This is a genomic window from Arsenicicoccus sp. oral taxon 190, assembly GCF_001189535.1.
Taxonomy (GTDB): domain Bacteria; phylum Actinomycetota; class Actinomycetes; order Actinomycetales; family Dermatophilaceae; genus Arsenicicoccus.
The window spans coordinates 1,502,483-1,518,287 of record NZ_CP012070.1 but is presented as its reverse complement, the minus strand read 5'-3'; the positions used below and the strand labels follow the sequence as shown (position 1 = coordinate 1,518,287).

Here is a 15,805-nt window from a genome sequence, read left to right as displayed (position 1 = left end):
CCGTGCGACGGATTCGTCGTCGCTTCGACGGGGTGCACGGTGGTCACCGTAGCCGAGCGGCCGGGCGCGCGGCATACCGGCCTGGTCCGCGGCATGTCCCGAGGTCTGGTGCGTGTTTGTTAGTTGAATGCTCAACTAGTCATGTGGCATCCTGGACGCATGTCGCTGCCCGCCCCCGCCACCGCGCCGCTGCCCGTGCTCTTCCTCAGCCACGGGGCTCCCCCGCTCGCCGACGACGCGACGTGGACCACCGAGCTCGCGGCCTGGTCCGCCGGCCTCCCGCGGCCGCGGTCGATCCTCATGGTCTCCGCCCACTGGGAGGACGCGCCCGTGACGATCTCCTCGACCAGCGGCGCCCCGCTGGTGCGTGACTTCTGGGGCTTCCCGCAGCGTTACTACGAGGTGGCGTATGACGCTCCGGCTGCGCCGGAGCTCGCCCGCTCGGTGGCGGGGTTGCTGGACGGGCACGTGCGTCAGGACCAGGCGCGCGGCCTGGACCACGGCGCCTACGTGCCGCTCGTCGAGCTCTACCCCGACGCGGACGTGCCGGTGCTGCAGCTGTCGATGCCGACCCTGGACCCGCCGGGGTTGTTCGCCCTGGGGCAGCGCCTGGCGCCGCTGCGCGAGGAGGGCGTTCTGATCGTCGGGTCCGGCTTCACCACCCACAACCTGCGGTGGTTCCGGCCGAGCGAGGCCGCGGACGCTCCGGCGCCGAGCCCGTCGGTGGAGTTCGACCGGTGGGCGGCCGAGGTGGTGGGGGCCGGCGACGTGGACGCCGTGCTCGACTGGGAGCGGCGGGCGCCGGCCGCCGGGGAGGCGCACCCCCGCAGCGAGCACTGGGCGCCGCTCTTCGTCGCGATGGGGGCCGCGTCGGTGACCGGGTCCCCCGCAGGGGTGAGCTCGGTCGACGGCTTCTGGTACGGCCTCTCCAAGCGCTCCTGGACCTTCTGACCTGCCGGGGGCAGGAGGATCGACCGGCCTTCCTTCCCCAGGCTGATCGCACCGCCGCCGGTAGGTCGTGACTCAGGGGGTGAGCAGCAGGCCGTCCTTGACCAGGTCCTGGATCACCGGGAGCGTCTCCGCGACCACCTCGTCGGTGTCCCGCTCGAGCAGCGCCGCGATCGCGGTGAGCGCCTGGCGGGCCGTGAGGCTCCCGTCCGCGACGGACAGGTAGGCCGCGAGCGCCGTCCCGGCCGTGCGCACGACCCCGAGGCCCCCACCCTGCCGCACCCGGATGATCGCCGGGTCCTGCGCCCCCGGCCGCCCGAACCGCTCCTCCGTCACGTCCTCGGCCAGCCGCCACGCCGTGTCCAGCACCGCGGCGTCGTCGTGCTCGGCGAGCCAGGTGCGCGCCACCATACCCGCCTCGATCGTCGGTCCCATCGGCGCGGCGACCGGTCCGGTCACCTCGACCAGGTCGACCCACGGCGGCCGCTCGCGCGCCGGCCGCTGCAGCGTCACCACGCCGAACCCGATCCGCGCCACCCCCCTCGCCGCGAAGTCGTCCAGCCACGCGCCGTAGAGCCGCTCGAACTCCGGGCCGCTCGAGGTGCCGCCGTCACGCACCCACAGCTCGGCATACTCCGCCGGGTCCTGGGTCTCGCGCTGCACCACCCACGCGTCGAGCCCGGTCCCGTCCAGCCAGCGCTGCCACACGTCGCGCCAGGTCTCGCCGTGCCGCACCTCCCAGTTGCCGAGGAAGTGCGCGACGCCGCCCGGGCGCAGGTGCGCGCCGACCCCGCGGACCAGGCCCTGGACGACGGCGTCACCGGCCCGTCCGCCGTCGCGATAGTCGTATGCCGGGACGCCCGCCACCCGGGGCGTGATGACGAACGGCGGGTTGCTGACCACGAGGTCGAAGGTCTCCCCCGCCACCGGTGCCAGCATGTCGCCGTGCCGCAGGTCCCAGGCCTGGTCCGCGAGGGCCGCGTTGAGGCGGGCGATCGCGAGGGCTCGCCGGGAGATGTCGGTGGCCACGACCTGGTCCGCGTGGCTCGCGAGGTGGAGCGCCTGGATGCCGCACCCCGTGCCGAGGTCGAGGGCGTGCGCGACGCGGCGGCGTGGGGTCCAGGAGGCCAGGGTCGCCGAGGCGCCCCCGATGCCGAGGACGTGGTGGGTGGGCAGCTGCTCCCCGCGGGCCACCTCGCCGAGGTCGGAGGCCACCCACCAGGTGTGCTCCTCGTCGCCATACGGCCGCAGGTCCAGCAGCGCCTGCACCTCACCGCCGGGGCCGTCGTCGGCCAGGACCAGCCCGAGGGACTCCAGCCCTGCCGTGGTCGTCTGCCGGAGCGCCCGGTCGAGGGCAGCGCGCGGCACCGGCCGCCCGAGGGTGAAGAGTCGGACCAGGAGGCGCAGCGCGGAGCCGGAGTCAGCAGGGTCGACCGGGTCGACCGGATCAACAGGGTCGGCGGTGCTGGCGTGGGCGGTGCTGGCGTGGGCGGTGCTGGCCTCTGCGGGGCCGTCCGCCTCGGCCGTGGCCCGCAGGGCCGGGAGGGCCTGCTCGCGGTGCAGGGCGGCCGACGCGACGGGGCCCAGAGCGGCCTGGACGCCCTCGACGGTGTAGCCGACGGCGGCCAGGTCGGCGCGCAGCGAGGCGACGGCGCCGAGGTCGAGGTGCTCCGGCAGGGGGGTCACGGTCATGGGCGTCACCCTATGGCGGCGCCCGGCGCAGCCCTCGTCGGTCGTGCTCGGCAGGTGAGGTCAGGACGCCTTGCGCCGGACCGCCCGATCGGCCGAAGGGCCGGCGGGCTGGCGGCCGGTGCGACGACGGTGCCGGGCCCGCTCGAGCTCGGTCCGGGGGTCGGCGTCGGCCAGCGACCCGACGATGGCGAGCACCCGGTCGGTGCCGGAGACCACGAACGGCCGGACGATGCGCTCCGCGCTCGCCACGACCACGAGGTCGCCGCCGAGCTGCCGCAGCGCCCGCACCCGGGGCACCACGGCGTCGATCGCCGTCGAGTCGATGAACTCCAGGTCGGTGAGGTCCAGCGCGAGTCGACGGCCACCGGCCGCCACGATGTGGTCGATCGCCTGCGCGAGGCGGGGCGTCTCGGCGATGTCGAGCGCTCCCCTCGCGTGGAGCACGAGACGCTCGTCGTCGGCCACGGAGTGGGTCAGCTGCACAGTCATCGGTCCTCCTGAACGGGCCACGGCCCGAGGGCGGGGCCCCGACGACGCGGGGCCGAGAGCGGCCGGGGCTTCGACCGACTGCGGGCGAGCTGCCCGCCTCTGGCGTGTGACGGCCGCATACCCGCCCCTGTGGGGTTGATACCTCTCACCGCATGAACGGTCACGCTCGGTCGACCGCTGCCCGCACGCGTACCGTTGCCCTGATGTCCGCGACGTCCCCGCCCCACCGCACGAGCGCGTCCCCGCGTGCCGGGTTCGACCCGCAGCGTGCCCTGACGCAGCTCACCCGCGGCGACCGCATCGAGCGGCTGCGCCACGTCGAGGTGCTGCCGGAGCGGGCCGCCCGCACGTCCCCCTGGCCGACCTGGGCGCACCCCGCGGTGGTCGCGGCGTTCGAGGGGCTCGGGGTGAGCGAGCCCTGGTCGCACCAGGTCGAGGCGGCGGAGCACGCCCACGCCGGGCGGCACACGGTCCTTGCGACGGGCACCGCGTCGGGCAAGTCCGTGGGCTACCTCCTGCCGGCCCTCACGAGCGTCCTGGACGGGACCACCGCTCCGTCGGGCCGCGGCGCCACGGTGCTCTACCTGTCGCCGACCAAGGCCCTGGCCGCGGACCAGCTGGCACGGCTCGGTGCGCTCGCCCTTCCTGGCCTGCGAGCCGCGACGTATGACGGGGACACGCCCGCCGACGAACGCCGCTGGATCCGTGAGCACGGCAGCTATGTCCTCACCAATCCCGACCTGGTGCACCACTCGCTGCTGCCCCGCCACGAGCGGTGGGCGCCCTTCCTGCGGGCGCTGCGCTACGTCGTGATCGACGAGTGCCACGTCTACCGCGGCGTCTTCGGGGCCCACCTGGCCGCGCTGCTGCGTCGGTTGCGCCGGGTCGCGCGCCGTTACGGCTCCGAGCCCACCTTCGTCCTCGCGTCGGCCACGGTCGCCGAGCCGGCCGAGCACGCCCGGCGACTCACGGGGCTGCCGTGCGTCGCCGTCACGGACGACGGGTCCCCCCGCTCACCCATGACCTTCGCGCTGTGGGAGCCGCCGATGCTCGACGAGCACGGCAGCCCGCTCGGTCCCGAGGACCTCGCCGCCGGCGCCCTGCAGGCGTCACGGCGGTCCACGCTCACCGAGAGCGCCGACCTGCTGGCCCGGCTGACGGACGCCGGCGCGCAGACGGTGGCCTTCGCCCGCTCCCGCAAGGGCGTCGAGGTGCTCGCCGAGACCACCCGGTCGCTGCGGCACGGCGACGCAGGACGGATCGCGGCCTACCGCGGGGGCTACCTGCCCGAGGAGCGGCGCGAGCTGGAGCGCGCCCTGCGCTCCGGGAGCATCGTCGGCCTGGCCGCGACCAATGCCCTCGAGCTGGGCATCGACGTGTCCGGGCTCGACGCGGTGCTCATGTGCGGCTGGCCGGGCACCTTCGCCTCGTTGTGGCAGCAGGCGGGCCGCGCCGGCCGGTCGGGCCGGGAGGCGCTCGCCGTCTTCGTCGCGGACGACGACCCGCTGGACACCTACCTGGTCACCCACCCGGAGGCGATCTTCGAGCGCCCGGTCGAGGCCACGGTGGTCGACCCGGACAACCCCTACGTCCTGGGGCCCCACCTCGCGGCGGCCGCCGCCGAGCTCCCGCTGACCGTCGACGACGCCGGGTACTTCGGGCCCACGATGACGGGGCTGCTCGCCACCCTGGTCGCTCGCGGGGCGCTGCGCCGACGCCCCAACGGCGGGTGGTACTGGGCGCGCGCCGACTACGCCCACGACCACGTCTCGCTGCGCGGCACCGGCGAATCGGTCGTGCAGATCGTGGAGCGCCGCAGCGGCGCGGTGCTGGGCACCGTCGACCACGAGGCCGCGCAGCGGCAGGTGCACGCCGGGGCGGTCTACGTGCACCAGGGCCGCTCCCACGTGGTCACCGACCTCGACCTGGAGGGGTCCTGTGCCCTAGTCGTGCCCGGCGACCCGGGCTGGACCACGACCGCCCGCACCGAGTCGGCCTTCGACCTCCTCGCGGAGGAGCGCGGGCGCGACCTCGGCCCGGACCTGCGCCTGTCCTTCGGCAGCGTCGCCGTGCGCTCCCGGGTGACCTCCTTCCTGCGGCGGCTCCCCTCCGGCGAGGTGCTGGGCGAGCACCCCCTCGAGCTGCCCGAGTCGGTGCTGCGCACCCGCGGCGTGTGGTGGACCATGACCGACCGCTGGCTGGCGGAGCGGGGCATCGACCCGGCGACGATCCCGGGAGCGACGCACGCGGCGGAGCACGCGGCGATCGGCATGCTGCCCCTCGTGGCGACCGCCGACCGGTGGGACGTCGGCGGTGTCTCCACCGCGCTGCACCCCGACACCGGGCTGCCGACGATCCTGGTCTACGACGGCCACCCGGGGGGCGCGGGATTCGCCGAGCGCGGCCACGACCGCGCGGCGACCTGGCTGTCGGCGACCGCCGCGGCGATCCGCGCCTGCGAGTGCCGCGACGGCTGCCCGTCCTGCGTGCAGTCCCCGAAGTGCGGCAACGGCAACGAGCCGCTGGACAAGGGCGCCGCCCTGCGTCTCCTGGACGGCGTGGTCGCCGCCCTGGAGCCGTGACCCGCGGCGCCCGTCACCCGGCACAATCTGGCGCATTTGCCCCGCCGGCGGACCGGTCTCGCGTAGCCTGCTGCCGGACCCACGGCGCCCCTCGCCGACGTCCGTGCGACGCAGCCTCCGCCCCCGACACGTCAGGAGTTCCAGCATGGTGGTCCTCGGCCTCCTCCTCGTCCTCGCCGCCCTCGCCGCCGGAGTCCTCGCGGTCTACGGCCTGCCCACCTCCGAGACCCAGGTGTCCTGGCACTTCCTGGGCAACGCCCTGAGCATCTCCCCGACCACGATCTTCTTCATCGGTGTCGCCTCGGCGATCGCCCTGGCCCTGGGCCTGTGGCTGATGTCCCTCGGCGCGCGGGCCAGCGCCCGCAAGCGTCGCGAGCTCAAGGAGCTGCGGCGCGACCAGAAGGAGCACGACCGCGCTCAGCGGGCCCGCGCCGCCGAGCCCGCCCGCGCCACCGACCGCGACCGCACGGTTGTCCGGGACCACGACACCGTGGCCGGCACCGACCGCGACGGGCGGGACCTGCGGGGCACCCGGACCGACCACGACGGACGCCCGGGTGGCGTCGGGGACGACACCCGTCGCGACGGCGCGTCGAGCTGGAACGACCGCCGCTGACCCGACGACACCCGTCACGACGGCCTCGCCCCTCGGGGGCGGGGCCGTCGTGCTGTCCGGGCCGTCGACCACACCTCACGGCAGGGCCTCGGAGTCCGCGGCCGAGCCCTGGAGGACGGCCTCCTCCGGCCCCGCGCGGGCGTCGGCCCGGGCCGGGGTCGGCCAGCCCGTCGGGTCCACCGCCACCTGCACCGCCACCACGTCGGCCGTCACGGCGCACGACACCAGCTCGGCGTGGTTGCGGCGGCTGACCTGACCGGCCACCTCGCACGCCGACCCCAGGTCCCCGCGCACCACCCGGGCCGCCGCCGCGACGGCGGCGAGGTCGGCAGCCGCCCGGGCGCGGTGGGCTGCCAGCACGGCCGACGCGACGCCCAGGGCACCGACGACCACGAGCAGCAGGCAGCAGCACATCGCCACCACCAGCACCGACCCCGATCCCCGCTCGCGCCGCCTCACCAGACCGCCCGTGCAGGAGCGTCACGGGCCGCCGCGCCGGCGGCGGCCCCGGCGGGAGCCTCGGACCGTCCCGGCACGACCTCCCCCGACGCGGCCTGTGCCGATGCACCCTGCCCCGGCGCGGCCTCCTCCGACGCGGCCTCCACCGGCGTCGACGCCACGGCGCGCCCCGACGGCCCACCCAGCTCGCGCAGCAGGCCGCGCGGCGGCGCCGCGACCTCGACCACCGCCTCGCGCCCACCCACCGTCACGGTGACCGTGCTCCCGGCCGGGGCCCGGCCCAGCCCCAGGGCCCGCGCCCGCCCCGGCGGGTCGCCCCGGGCCGCCGAGCGCGCCGCGACGTGCGCGGCGTCCACGCACCGCACCTGGTCGATGCCGGCAGCGACCGCCTGCAGCCCCACGCCGAGGCACAGCACCAGCGCGGTCAGGCCCACGCCCAGCTCCGCCGTGACCACGGCTCAGCCCGTCGTCGACAGCGCCGTGGTGATGATCGAGGTCAGCGCCGAGCGCACGGCGTCCGAGCGCACGACGGCGATCAGGACCGCCGCGAACGCGACCGCGGCGATCGTGCCGACGGCATACTCCGCCGTGGTCATCCCGGCCTCGCCCGCCTGACGGGCCCGGCTCAGGGCATCGCTCCACCAGCACCTCGCGCGACACCGAATCCCGTGCCGCACCGTCGAACCCACCATGTCTGCCTCCTCGTCCGGATGGTTGTCCCACCCATCGTGGACAGGCCGGCGGACCCGGGCCAGACCCGCTCGCCGCCTGTGGACGAGGGCGCTCCCCGACGCGACGAGCTGTGGACAGGACGCTCAGGAGTCGAGGTCCGGGCCACCTTCGGTGGTGTAGCGACCCTCGTGCTCGCGCGCCAGCGCCTCGAAGCGTTCCGACAGGGCGGTCACGGCCGGCGCGGCGCGGTCGTCCGGCAGCCGCGGGTCGGCGATCCGCACGCCCCACGCCTCCCCGGTCCGCCGCACCTCGACGGGATCGAAGCCGTCCTCCCGCAACGACGCGGCGACGTGCGAGGCCACCCCCTCGGAGGGCAGGGACAGGACATGGGTCAACGCGGCTTCACGAGCGGGCATGGTCCGATTCCTCCTGGTCCGAGTGGATCCCATCCTCCCCCAGCTGGCCCCCACCAGCAGGCAGCCAGGCCGTCAGGTCGCAGAATGTGACCGGAGTGTCAACGCAGCGTCGGATTTGATCACTGTCCGCACACTTCCTCGTCATCGACTTGCGCTTCCTGAGGTATTTGCCGTCGCCATTGGTGTGGCAGCGACCCCCAGCCCCCTGTGCCCGCACGGAGCCGATGGTGAGATGGAGCCCAATCTCACGGAGCGCATCTGCAGCACTCCGCATCGTCACAGGGGGTCTCGTGCGCACGTTCATCACCCGTCTCGCGACCGTGGTCGCGACGGCCGCGGCGACCGTCACCGTGGGCCTGGCCGGGGCGGCACCGGCGCACGCCACCGACGGCAGCACCTACGCCGCGCCCGGCTGTCCCACCCGGACCACCTCCCCCATGCTGGCGCGCTTCGGCGACGACCGGGAGTACTTCGCAGTCCCCAACGGCGGCTTCAGCACCCTCTCCGCCGGCTGGAGCGGGTTCCACTCCTTCAGCCCCGAGAACGAGCCGTGGTACGTCAACCCCGCCTCCTGGACCACCTCGCTCGCGCTCTTCCGCGGCGACTCCGCACGCACCGCCTCGCTGTGCGTCGGTGAGGGCGAGGACTCGTTCCGGTTCTTCTACAAGGGCACCGGCATGCCCGGCACCCGCCTCACGGTGAAGGTGACCATCACCTCGGACACGGGGACCTACGTCACGAGCACGGTCGTGGACGCCTCCCCCTACGGCTGGCGCCTCTCCCCGTCCTTGCGGGTCCCCAACTACGCGACGGACAAGATCCAGACGATCACGATCGGCTTCAGCAACACCTCCACCGGCCCGTCGATGCTGCCCGTGCTCGTCGACGACGTCCTGATCGACCCATGGCGCTCGGCGGGCTTCTGACCGGGCGGGCCGGCGCCGAGCTGGAGCCGGTCATCCCTGCGGCGGACGAGGGGACCCCCGCGCGGGACTGGCACCGGGGCACACGCCTGCAGCGCGTCCTGGGCTCGACGCCGCCCGCGATCGGCGTCGTCACGCCGTTCCTGCTGCTCGCGGCGTCCCACTGGCGGCTCGAGCCCACCACCGCGGCGGCCGTGGGGCTGCTGACGGTCATCTACCTGGTGGCCTTCCGCTCCCCCTTCAAGTGCTCGGTCGGCGGAGCCGTCCCCACCCAGCCGATCCTCGTGGCGGCCCTGCTCACCTGCCCGTTGGCCCTCGTGCCGGTCATGGTCCTCGTGCCGGTGCTGCTGGCCGGCTGGATCGAGGGCAAGCGGCGCCCCCGATCCTTCCTCCTCGAGGCCGGCAACGCCGTGCACGCCCTGGCCCCGGTGGGGGTGCTGTGGGGCACCCGCGACGGCGCCGGCATCGCCCACCCGTCGCCGCTGCTGCTGGTCGCAGCCCTCGGGGCGCAGGTGCTCCTCGACGGGGTGACGGCATACCTGCTCGAGCGCCCGTCCGCCGCTCCGGTGCGGCTGATGCTGCCCCCGCTGCTGTGGACCTGGCAGGTCGACGCCCTGCTCGCCGTGCTCGGGTGGGCCATGGTCACGGCGGTCCAGCCCTACGGTCCGCTCGCCCTGGTGCTGACGGGCGTACCGATCGTCCTGGTGCGTTTCCTCGCGAGCGACCGGGAGACCCACCTCGCCCGGGCCATCGCCCTGCGGGACGCGTATGCCGTCGCCGACGCCGCCGCTCGCTGCGACCCGCTGACGGGAGCGGCCAACCGGCTCGGCTGGGAGCAGGTGCTGGCGGCGGCCCAGGCCACCCTGGCGACGTCCGAGACGCCGGTCGCGTGCACCGTCCTGTGCGCCGACCTGGACCGCCTCAAGCTCGCCAACGACATCCACGGGCACCACGTCGGGGACCAGATGATCGCGGACTTCGCGACGCTGCTGCGCGACTGCGCCCCGCCGGACGCCACCGTCGCGCGGCTCGGCGGGGACGAGTTCGCGGTGGCCGTGGTGCGGCCGGTCCGACGGGGGCCGGTGGACCTCATCACTCCTGTGCGCGAGGCGCTGCTGGCGCACCGCACGACCCTGCCGGTGCAGCTCTCGGCGTCGCTGGGGCAGGCGGAGGTCCGCCACGGCCGTCCGATCTCCGAGGCGGTGACCCTCGCCGACCTGGCTGCGCGGCGGGACAAGGCGGCCCGCCGGATGAACCGCGCCGCCGTGCCCCCGGAGCTCCTCGCCCTGGCCGGCCCCCGCAGCAGCGCGGCCCTGGCGACGGCGCCCGAGGCGGTCGCGCCATGACCCTGCGACGGCGCGGAGCAGGTGATGCACACAGCCTGCACAACTGCTCACAAAGTGTCACAATCAGGGCAACCGGGTCCGAGACCGACGTGCCCGCCCATCATCCTGGAGACGTCATGCGTCGCTGGCTGGTCGCTGCCCTGTCCGCCGGCCTCGCCCTCTCGGGCGCCTCGACCGCCCACGCCGGAAGTGCCGGCACCGCCGGCGCCCGCTCCCCGCAGACTCCGCAGACTCGGCGGGCCGCCGCCATCGCCACGGCCACCACGGCCACGACGGCCGCCACCTGCCCCGTGCCCGAGCTCTCCCAGCCGCTGCTGCGCTACTACGACACCGGTTGGTACTACCTGGTCCCCAACGGCAGCCTCACCCAGGGCCTGGACTCCTGGCGCACGGTCGGACCGGTGAGCGTGTCCTCCCAGTCCGCGCCGCAGGACGTCATGGGCGCCGGCGGCGGTTCCCTCGCGATCGGGTGGGGCGGCCGGGCCACGACGCAGCCGCTGTGCACCGACAGCAACCACGACCGCACCCGCTTCTTCTACCGCGGCACCGGCTGGCCCGGATCCTCCCTCCTCGTGCGGGTGACCTCGCGCAGCTCGCTGTGGTACTCCTCCAGCTACACCGCCACCTACCTGCTGGACGCCTCGAGCACCTCCTGGCGACTGTCGCCCACGGTCGTGGTGCCCGACTGGACCGACGCGTCCGGCACCCAGACGACGACGATCTCCTTCGAGTCCTCCGGCGGCACGGTGCTGGTCGACGACGTGCTGGTCGACCCCTGGCGCTACAACACCAACTAGGGCCGTGACCGAGCACGGCCGTCACCGCAAGGAGGAGCGCCCGCCCGAAGGGGTGCTGGAGGCTCCCCCGGTCGAGGCGCTGCGCGACGAGCTCAAACAGGCGTCCGCGACCTTCGCCGACCGGTTCACCGCGGCCGCGCTGGCCCTGATGGTGGTGGTCACGGCCGTCGTGATGGCCGTGAGCTACCACCAGCCGGTCTCGCCGTCGGACCTGCTGGCGATCCCCCTCGTCGTGCTCTACGTCATCGGCTACCGCACCGTCTTCCCCTCGGCCGCAGGGGGTTTCGTCGCGACAGAGCCGCTGCTCGTGGCACTGCTGATGACCCTGCCGGCCCAGTGGGCCATGACGGCCCTCACGGTTGCGGTCACCGTCGGTGGGCTCGACGAGTGGCCCCGCTCCCACGTCGTGCACGGGCTGCTGCAGCGGGTGGGGCAGGCCTGCCACGGCATCGGGCCGGTGCTCGTGCTGGCCCTCGCCGGCTGGCCGGACGTCCGTCACGTGGGGCTGGGGACGCTGCTGCTGGCCCTCGCCGCGCAGTTCGTCTTCGACGGGACGGCTGCGCTGGTCCGGGGCAGCGTGCAGGGCGTCACACCGCGACAGATGGCCAGGCCGCTCCTGTGGACCTTCTCCGTCGACGCGCTGCTCGCCCCCATCGGCTTCTGCATCGTCGTGACCGCGCAGGACCGGCCGGTCGCCTACCTGCTCCTCGCCACCCCCATCGTCCTGGTGCGCCTCATGAAGGCGGACCGCGAGAGCCACCGCAGGTACGCCGAGCAGATGCAGTCCGCCTACACCGAGGTGCGCGAGCAGGTGCAGCTCGACCCCCTCACCGGGCTGCACAACCGACGCGCCTGGGACGAAGCCGTGGCGCAGGCGGCCGTCGAGGTCAACAACCCGGACCGACGGTCGGCGATCGTGCTGATCGCCGACGTCGACCACCTCAAGGTCACCAACGACACCCTGGGCCACGACTCCGGGGACACCCTGCTGCAGGAGGTCGGACGCATCCTGCAGGCGCTCGCGCCGTCCGACGCCACGGTCGCGCGGCTCGGCGGTGACGAGTTCGGCGTGCTCTTCACCGTGTCTACGGGCTACCTCCTGCCGGACTTCGTGGGCCGGGCCCGGGCTGCGCTGGAGGCGGCGACGCTGCGGGTCGGCCACCTGGTGTCGGCGTCGGTGGGGGTTGCGGTCTGCCCGCCCGGAGGATCGGTGGCGGACGCCGTGCGGCGGGCCGACCGCGCGTCCGCACAGGACAAGTCCGCCCGTCGGGCCGGCCGCGTCGCCCCCTGGCCCGAGTCGCTGCGCGAGGGCATCCCGGTCACCCGGTGAGGGATCGGGCCAGGCCGAGCACCACCGGCACGATCGTCGTCAGCACGAACCCGGGCAGGAAGGTCAGCCCCAGCGGCAGCGCGATCCGCGCCGACAGCTCCCCCGCGCGCACCGCTGCCCGCTGCGCCTGCGTATGCCGCAGCGCCCCGGCCGCCTCCGACAACAAGGTCGAGGGCGGCACACCGGCCAGGTCGGCCACCAGGAACGCCGACGCCACCGTCCGCCACCCGGGAGAGACCAGCCGCCAGGCGTCCGGGGCCGGGACGCCCCACCGCAGGGCCGCCGCCACCACGCGCAGCTGGTGCGCCGGTACGGGCTCGACGACGTCCGCGACCACGTCCAACGCCGCGAGCAGCGACGCACCGCCGGCGAGCGCCACCGACAGCAGGTCGGCGCAGCCCGCGACCTGGTGATGGGTGAGCGGCTCCGAGGGGTCGGCCGGTCCGCGCCCCGGCACCGGCCCCGGCCCCGCGACGGCGACGGCCCGGGTGCGCGGCCGGTGCCCGGGACGTGGGCGCCGGGGGACGAGCAGCCACGCCACCGCCACCAGCACCGCCGCGAGCGCGCTCACGACGCGATCTCCTCGCGCCGGGCGCGCTGCACCTGACGGCGGACCCACACGTGGCCGACAGCCGTGGCGCCCACCCCGGCGGCGCAGGAGAGGGCTGCCAGGGGGGCGGCATACGTCTGCGCGGGGTCGAGGCCCAGACCGACGACCGCCAGCGGGCCGGCGAGGGGCAGAGCGGTGAGCAGCCGCCCGGTCGCCCGGGCCCCGGCGGCGGCACCGTCCACGGCGCCGTCCTGCGCCAGCCGGTCGCGGGAGGCGGAGACGGCGGTGCGGACGGCTTCCCGGGCGGGACTCCCCGTCCGGGAGGACACCTCCAGCGCCTGACCGACCTGCTGAGCCACCCGCGACCGCCGACCGACGCGCCGCCAGGCCTCGGCGACGCTCTCGCCCTCGACGGGCCGCAGCGCGGCCACCGGCGAGGCGCGCGGGTCGCCGGGCCGCGTGGCGCGCGGGTCGCCGGGCCGCGTGGCGCGCGGGTCGCCGGGCGGCCTGGTGCGCAGGTCACCCGGCGGCGTGGCGCGCGGGTCGCCCGGCCGACCGTACCCCTCCCCACCGATCGTGCGCGCCGGACCCGGCGTCGCCCCGGTCAGGTCGACCACCAGACCGTGGGCGCCTCGCAGGTCCAGGCCCGCGCCCAGCGCCGCGGCCAGGGTCTCGGCGGCGGCCAGCAGCTCCAGCTCGGCCGCGGCGGCCCGCCGCTGCCGACCCAGGTGGCCGCGCAGCGCCGGGACCAGCCCTGACCCCAGGGCCCCGGCGGGTCGCCCGGCCGCCCCGGCCGCCCGGGCCTCCGGGCGTCGACGCGGCCACGTCCCCAGCAGCAGGCCGACGCCGACCAGCAGCCCCGTCCAGGCAGCCGCGCTCATCGCGACCCACCCTGGGTGGTCGGCAGCCCCGCGAGGACCTCACGCAGCCCCGGCAGCAACCGGCCCAGCCGCTCGGCCCCCGGGCCGGCCCGGACCTCACCGTCGGGACCGGCGGCCACCGCCGTCAGCACCTCCGGTCGGCCCTCGCCCAGCGGGTCGAGCACGGCCACCTCCGCCACCCGCCGGGTGCCGGCGGACCGTTGCAGGTGGACCACCGCCTGCAGCCCGCTGCGCGCCTGCGCCCAGACCGCGGACGGCGTCATCCCGGTGAGGGCGCCCAAGGCCTCGAGGCGGGTCACCACGTCGTGGGCCGAGTTGGCGTGGACGGTGCCGCACCCACCCTCGTGACCCGTGTTGAGCGCGGTGAGCAGCTCGCGCACCTCGGCTCCGCGGACCTCCCCGACGACAAGGCGGTCCGGTCGCATCCGCAGCGCCTGGCGCACCAGGGTGGTCAGGTCGACGCCGCCGACGCCCTCGACGTTGGGGTGCCGGGCCTGCAGCCGGGCCAGGTGGGGGTGGTCAGGGGTGAGCTCGCAGGCGTCCTCGACGAGGACGATCCGCTCGGAGGTGGGCACCAGGGACAGCAGTGCGGCGAGCAGGGTCGTCTTGCCGCTGCCCGTGCCTCCCGTCACCAGGAAGGCCACCCGGCTGCCCACGATCTCGCGCAGCACCGCGGCGACGGGCTCGGCCACCGTGCCGCGTCGCGCGAGCTCGCCCAGGTCGAGGCCGACCGCGCGGGGCACCCGCAGCGAGATCATCGGCCCGTCCGGCGCGATCGCCCCGACGACGGCGTGGAGCCGCACCCCGGAGGGCAGCACCGCGTCCACCCAGGGGCTCGCGTCGTCCAGGCGGCGTCCGGCGAGGCTGGCGAGCCGGGCCGCGAGCGCGCGCACCTGGGCGTGGTCGCGCAGGTCGACGGCGGCTCGCTCCAGCCCGGCCCCCCGGTCGACCCACACCTCACGAGGCCCGTTGACCAGCACGTCGGTGACGTCCGGGGAGCGCAGCAGGGTCTCCAGCGCACCGGCGCCGAGGGTGTCGCGCAGCACCCGACCCAGCTCGTCGCGGGCGCCCTCGGTCCCGAGCACGTGACGCTGGCCGTCGACGGCCAGGCGCACCCGCTCCTCGTCCGGCCCGACGCCCCGCTCGATGTGGCGCCATGCGCCGGGGGGCAGGCTCACGCGGCCACCCCCTCGAGCAGTGCCCCCGCGAGGAGCTGGTCCGCGGCGTCGCGCAGCGCACCCCGCGAGCTCCCGGGCGCGGCCCCGCGCGCCAGGCAGCCGCGCAGCGACCGGTCCTCGCGCAGCACGGCCGCCAGGGGAGCGTCCAGGAGCTCGGCAATCGCCGCCGCCTCGTCCCGGCGGTCGGTGCGCACCGCCAGGGACAGCTCGCCGACCCCCAGCTCACGCAGCAGCAGGATCGTGGCCGAGGCGGCGGCCACCTGCTGCGGGTCCTCCCCGGCGACGACCAGCATGAGGTCGTGGCCGGCTGCCAGCACGGGCCAGCGCTGGTCGCAGGGATGGGGCAGGTCGTGCACCACCAGGTCCACGGCCCCCGAGAGCGCGTGCCGGACCGCCTCGACGGCCGCGAGCGGCACCGGGCGCGGCTGCCGCCGGTCGGCCGTCACCACGCGCACGCCGCGCTGCCCCGGCAGGGCCGGGACCAGCTCGCCCGCGTCCAGCCGCCCCCGGGCCCGCTGCAGGTCCGGCCAGCGCAGGCCCGGCCGCTGCTCGACGCCCAGAACCACGTCGAGACCTCCGCCGCTCTCGCGATGGTCGACGCAGACCACGCTGCGCCCGGACTGGGCGGCCCGCACGGCCAGCGCCGACACGAGCGAGCTGGCCCCCAGGCCGCCACTGGCACCTTGCACCCCGATGGAGATCGTCATGCCGGGCAGCCTCGCGGCCAGACCCGTGCGGACGACAGCCGCCGGGCCACACCTGTGGACAACGGCTTGCCCGTCGCGTCCGGCTGTGGACACCGCGCCCGAGAGACGCATCAGCACCGGGGCCGACCTGGCCGTAGACATGAGGCGACCCCCGTCGGGGGGTGACGGGGGTCGCCGTGTGCCTAGGCTCTGGGGAGGAAGAGCCCTTGCACTGCGCTC

Annotated in this window: 17 protein-coding genes; 7 read left to right on the top strand and 10 right to left on the bottom strand. The window is 75.7% G+C overall.

Annotated elements, in window-relative coordinates; translation table 11 throughout:
- Positions 1 to 159 precede the first annotated feature (159 nt).
- Positions 160 to 951, top strand: coding sequence for a dioxygenase family protein (locus tag ADJ73_RS07150; protein WP_050347701.1), 792 nt, complete (start codon positions 160 to 162; stop codon positions 949 to 951).
- A 72-nt stretch (positions 952 to 1,023) separates the two neighbouring features.
- On the opposite strand, the gene ADJ73_RS07145 is transcribed toward ADJ73_RS07150, so the two are convergent.
- A complete protein-coding gene (locus ADJ73_RS07145) occupies positions 1,024 to 2,640 on the bottom strand; it encodes a N5-glutamine methyltransferase family protein (protein ID WP_050347700.1) in 1,617 nt (538 codons plus the stop codon).
- A 60-nt stretch (positions 2,641 to 2,700) separates the two neighbouring features.
- On the bottom strand, positions 2,701 to 3,129 hold the full coding sequence (locus tag ADJ73_RS07140) for an STAS domain-containing protein (RefSeq protein WP_050347699.1): 429 nt from the start codon (positions 3,127 to 3,129) through the stop codon (positions 2,701 to 2,703).
- Between the two features lie 203 nt (positions 3,130 to 3,332).
- Here ADJ73_RS07140 and ADJ73_RS07135 point away from each other — a divergent pair, with 203 nt between their 5' ends.
- Entirely contained in the window at positions 3,333 to 5,711 is a 2,379-nt protein-coding gene (locus ADJ73_RS07135; RefSeq protein WP_050347698.1) for a DEAD/DEAH box helicase, read from the top strand.
- A 145-nt stretch (positions 5,712 to 5,856) separates the two neighbouring features.
- Positions 5,857 to 6,327 (top strand): hypothetical protein, encoded by a 471-nt coding sequence (locus ADJ73_RS07130; protein ID WP_050347697.1) that lies wholly within the window; start codon positions 5,857 to 5,859, stop codon positions 6,325 to 6,327.
- A gap of 75 nt (positions 6,328 to 6,402) precedes the next feature.
- Here the strand turns inward: ADJ73_RS07130 and ADJ73_RS07125 are convergent, their stop codons facing one another.
- The 4 genes from ADJ73_RS07125 to ADJ73_RS07115 all read right to left on the bottom strand — a co-directional run bounded on the left by ADJ73_RS07125 (position 6,403) and on the right by ADJ73_RS07115 (position 7,874).
- Positions 6,403 to 6,786, bottom strand: coding sequence for an Rv3654c family TadE-like protein (locus tag ADJ73_RS07125; protein WP_216593686.1), 384 nt, complete (start codon positions 6,784 to 6,786; stop codon positions 6,403 to 6,405).
- On the bottom strand, positions 6,783 to 7,241 hold the full coding sequence (locus tag ADJ73_RS07120; protein ID WP_156188157.1) for a TadE family type IV pilus minor pilin: 459 nt from the start codon (positions 7,239 to 7,241) through the stop codon (positions 6,783 to 6,785). Before ADJ73_RS07120 ends, ADJ73_RS07125 begins: the two co-directional genes overlap by 4 nt.
- A 3-nt stretch (positions 7,242 to 7,244) precedes the next feature.
- Positions 7,245 to 7,382: a DUF4244 domain-containing protein gene (locus ADJ73_RS17535; RefSeq protein WP_253272689.1), complete on the bottom strand. Its 138-nt coding sequence runs from the start codon at positions 7,380 to 7,382 to the stop codon at positions 7,245 to 7,247.
- A 219-nt stretch (positions 7,383 to 7,601) separates the two neighbouring features.
- Entirely contained in the window at positions 7,602 to 7,874 is a 273-nt protein-coding gene (locus ADJ73_RS07115; protein ID WP_156188156.1) for a hypothetical protein, read from the bottom strand.
- 290 nt (positions 7,875 to 8,164) lie between these two features.
- Here ADJ73_RS07115 and ADJ73_RS07105 point away from each other — a divergent pair, with 290 nt between their 5' ends.
- From ADJ73_RS07105 to ADJ73_RS07090, 4 genes are all read left to right on the top strand, one after another.
- Entirely contained in the window at positions 8,165 to 8,800 is a 636-nt protein-coding gene (locus ADJ73_RS07105; protein WP_050347694.1) for a hypothetical protein, read from the top strand.
- The gene (locus ADJ73_RS07100; protein WP_050347693.1) at positions 8,779 to 10,143 is read left to right on the top strand and encodes a GGDEF domain-containing protein; all 1,365 of its coding nucleotides are present in this window, start codon (positions 8,779 to 8,781) and stop codon (positions 10,141 to 10,143) included. Before ADJ73_RS07105 ends, ADJ73_RS07100 begins: the two co-directional genes overlap by 22 nt.
- A 116-nt stretch (positions 10,144 to 10,259) precedes the next feature.
- Positions 10,260 to 10,940 carry a hypothetical protein gene (locus tag ADJ73_RS16920; RefSeq protein ID WP_050347692.1) on the top strand — a complete coding sequence of 227 codons (681 nt, stop codon included), beginning with the start codon at positions 10,260 to 10,262 and terminating at the stop codon, positions 10,938 to 10,940.
- A gap of 4 nt (positions 10,941 to 10,944) precedes the next feature.
- Positions 10,945 to 12,270: a GGDEF domain-containing protein gene (locus ADJ73_RS07090; protein WP_050347691.1), complete on the top strand. Its 1,326-nt coding sequence runs from the start codon at positions 10,945 to 10,947 to the stop codon at positions 12,268 to 12,270.
- On the opposite strand, the gene ADJ73_RS07085 is transcribed toward ADJ73_RS07090, so the two are convergent.
- From ADJ73_RS07085 to ADJ73_RS07070, 4 genes are read right to left on the bottom strand one after another with little or no spacing between them, the layout of a single operon-like run.
- Positions 12,260 to 12,841 (bottom strand): type II secretion system F family protein, encoded by a 582-nt coding sequence (locus ADJ73_RS07085; protein ID WP_050347690.1) that lies wholly within the window; start codon positions 12,839 to 12,841, stop codon positions 12,260 to 12,262. The genes ADJ73_RS07090 and ADJ73_RS07085 overlap by 11 nt on opposite strands.
- On the bottom strand, positions 12,838 to 13,701 hold the full coding sequence (locus ADJ73_RS07080; protein WP_050347689.1) for a hypothetical protein: 864 nt from the start codon (positions 13,699 to 13,701) through the stop codon (positions 12,838 to 12,840). Before ADJ73_RS07080 ends, ADJ73_RS07085 begins: the two co-directional genes overlap by 4 nt.
- On the bottom strand, positions 13,698 to 14,879 hold the full coding sequence (locus ADJ73_RS07075) for a TadA family conjugal transfer-associated ATPase (protein WP_156188155.1): 1,182 nt from the start codon (positions 14,877 to 14,879) through the stop codon (positions 13,698 to 13,700). Before ADJ73_RS07075 ends, ADJ73_RS07080 begins: the two co-directional genes overlap by 4 nt.
- Positions 14,876 to 15,586: a hypothetical protein gene (locus tag ADJ73_RS07070; RefSeq protein ID WP_050347688.1), complete on the bottom strand. Its 711-nt coding sequence runs from the start codon at positions 15,584 to 15,586 to the stop codon at positions 14,876 to 14,878. Before ADJ73_RS07070 ends, ADJ73_RS07075 begins: the two co-directional genes overlap by 4 nt.
- Between the last annotated feature and the right edge of the window lie 219 nt (positions 15,587 to 15,805).

Coding starts and splice junctions, on each gene's coding strand:
- ADJ73_RS07150 (WP_050347701.1), top strand. CDS start 160: ATGTCGCTGCCCGCCCCCGCCACCGCGCCGCTGCCCGTGCTCTTCCTC.
- ADJ73_RS07145 (WP_050347700.1), bottom strand. CDS start 2,640: ATGACCGTGACCCCCCTGCCGGAGCACCTCGACCTCGGCGCCGTCGCC.
- ADJ73_RS07140 (WP_050347699.1), bottom strand. CDS start 3,129: ATGACTGTGCAGCTGACCCACTCCGTGGCCGACGACGAGCGTCTCGTG.
- ADJ73_RS07135 (WP_050347698.1), top strand. CDS start 3,333: ATGTCCGCGACGTCCCCGCCCCACCGCACGAGCGCGTCCCCGCGTGCC.
- ADJ73_RS07130 (WP_050347697.1), top strand. CDS start 5,857: ATGGTGGTCCTCGGCCTCCTCCTCGTCCTCGCCGCCCTCGCCGCCGGA.
- ADJ73_RS17535 (WP_253272689.1), bottom strand. CDS start 7,382: ATGACCACGGCGGAGTATGCCGTCGGCACGATCGCCGCGGTCGCGTTC.
- ADJ73_RS07115 (WP_156188156.1), bottom strand. CDS start 7,874: ATGCCCGCTCGTGAAGCCGCGTTGACCCATGTCCTGTCCCTGCCCTCC.
- ADJ73_RS07100 (WP_050347693.1), top strand. CDS start 8,779: ATGGCGCTCGGCGGGCTTCTGACCGGGCGGGCCGGCGCCGAGCTGGAG.
- ADJ73_RS16920 (WP_050347692.1), top strand. CDS start 10,260: ATGCGTCGCTGGCTGGTCGCTGCCCTGTCCGCCGGCCTCGCCCTCTCG.
- ADJ73_RS07080 (WP_050347689.1), bottom strand. CDS start 13,701: ATGAGCGCGGCTGCCTGGACGGGGCTGCTGGTCGGCGTCGGCCTGCTG.
- ADJ73_RS07070 (WP_050347688.1), bottom strand. CDS start 15,586: ATGACGATCTCCATCGGGGTGCAAGGTGCCAGTGGCGGCCTGGGGGCC.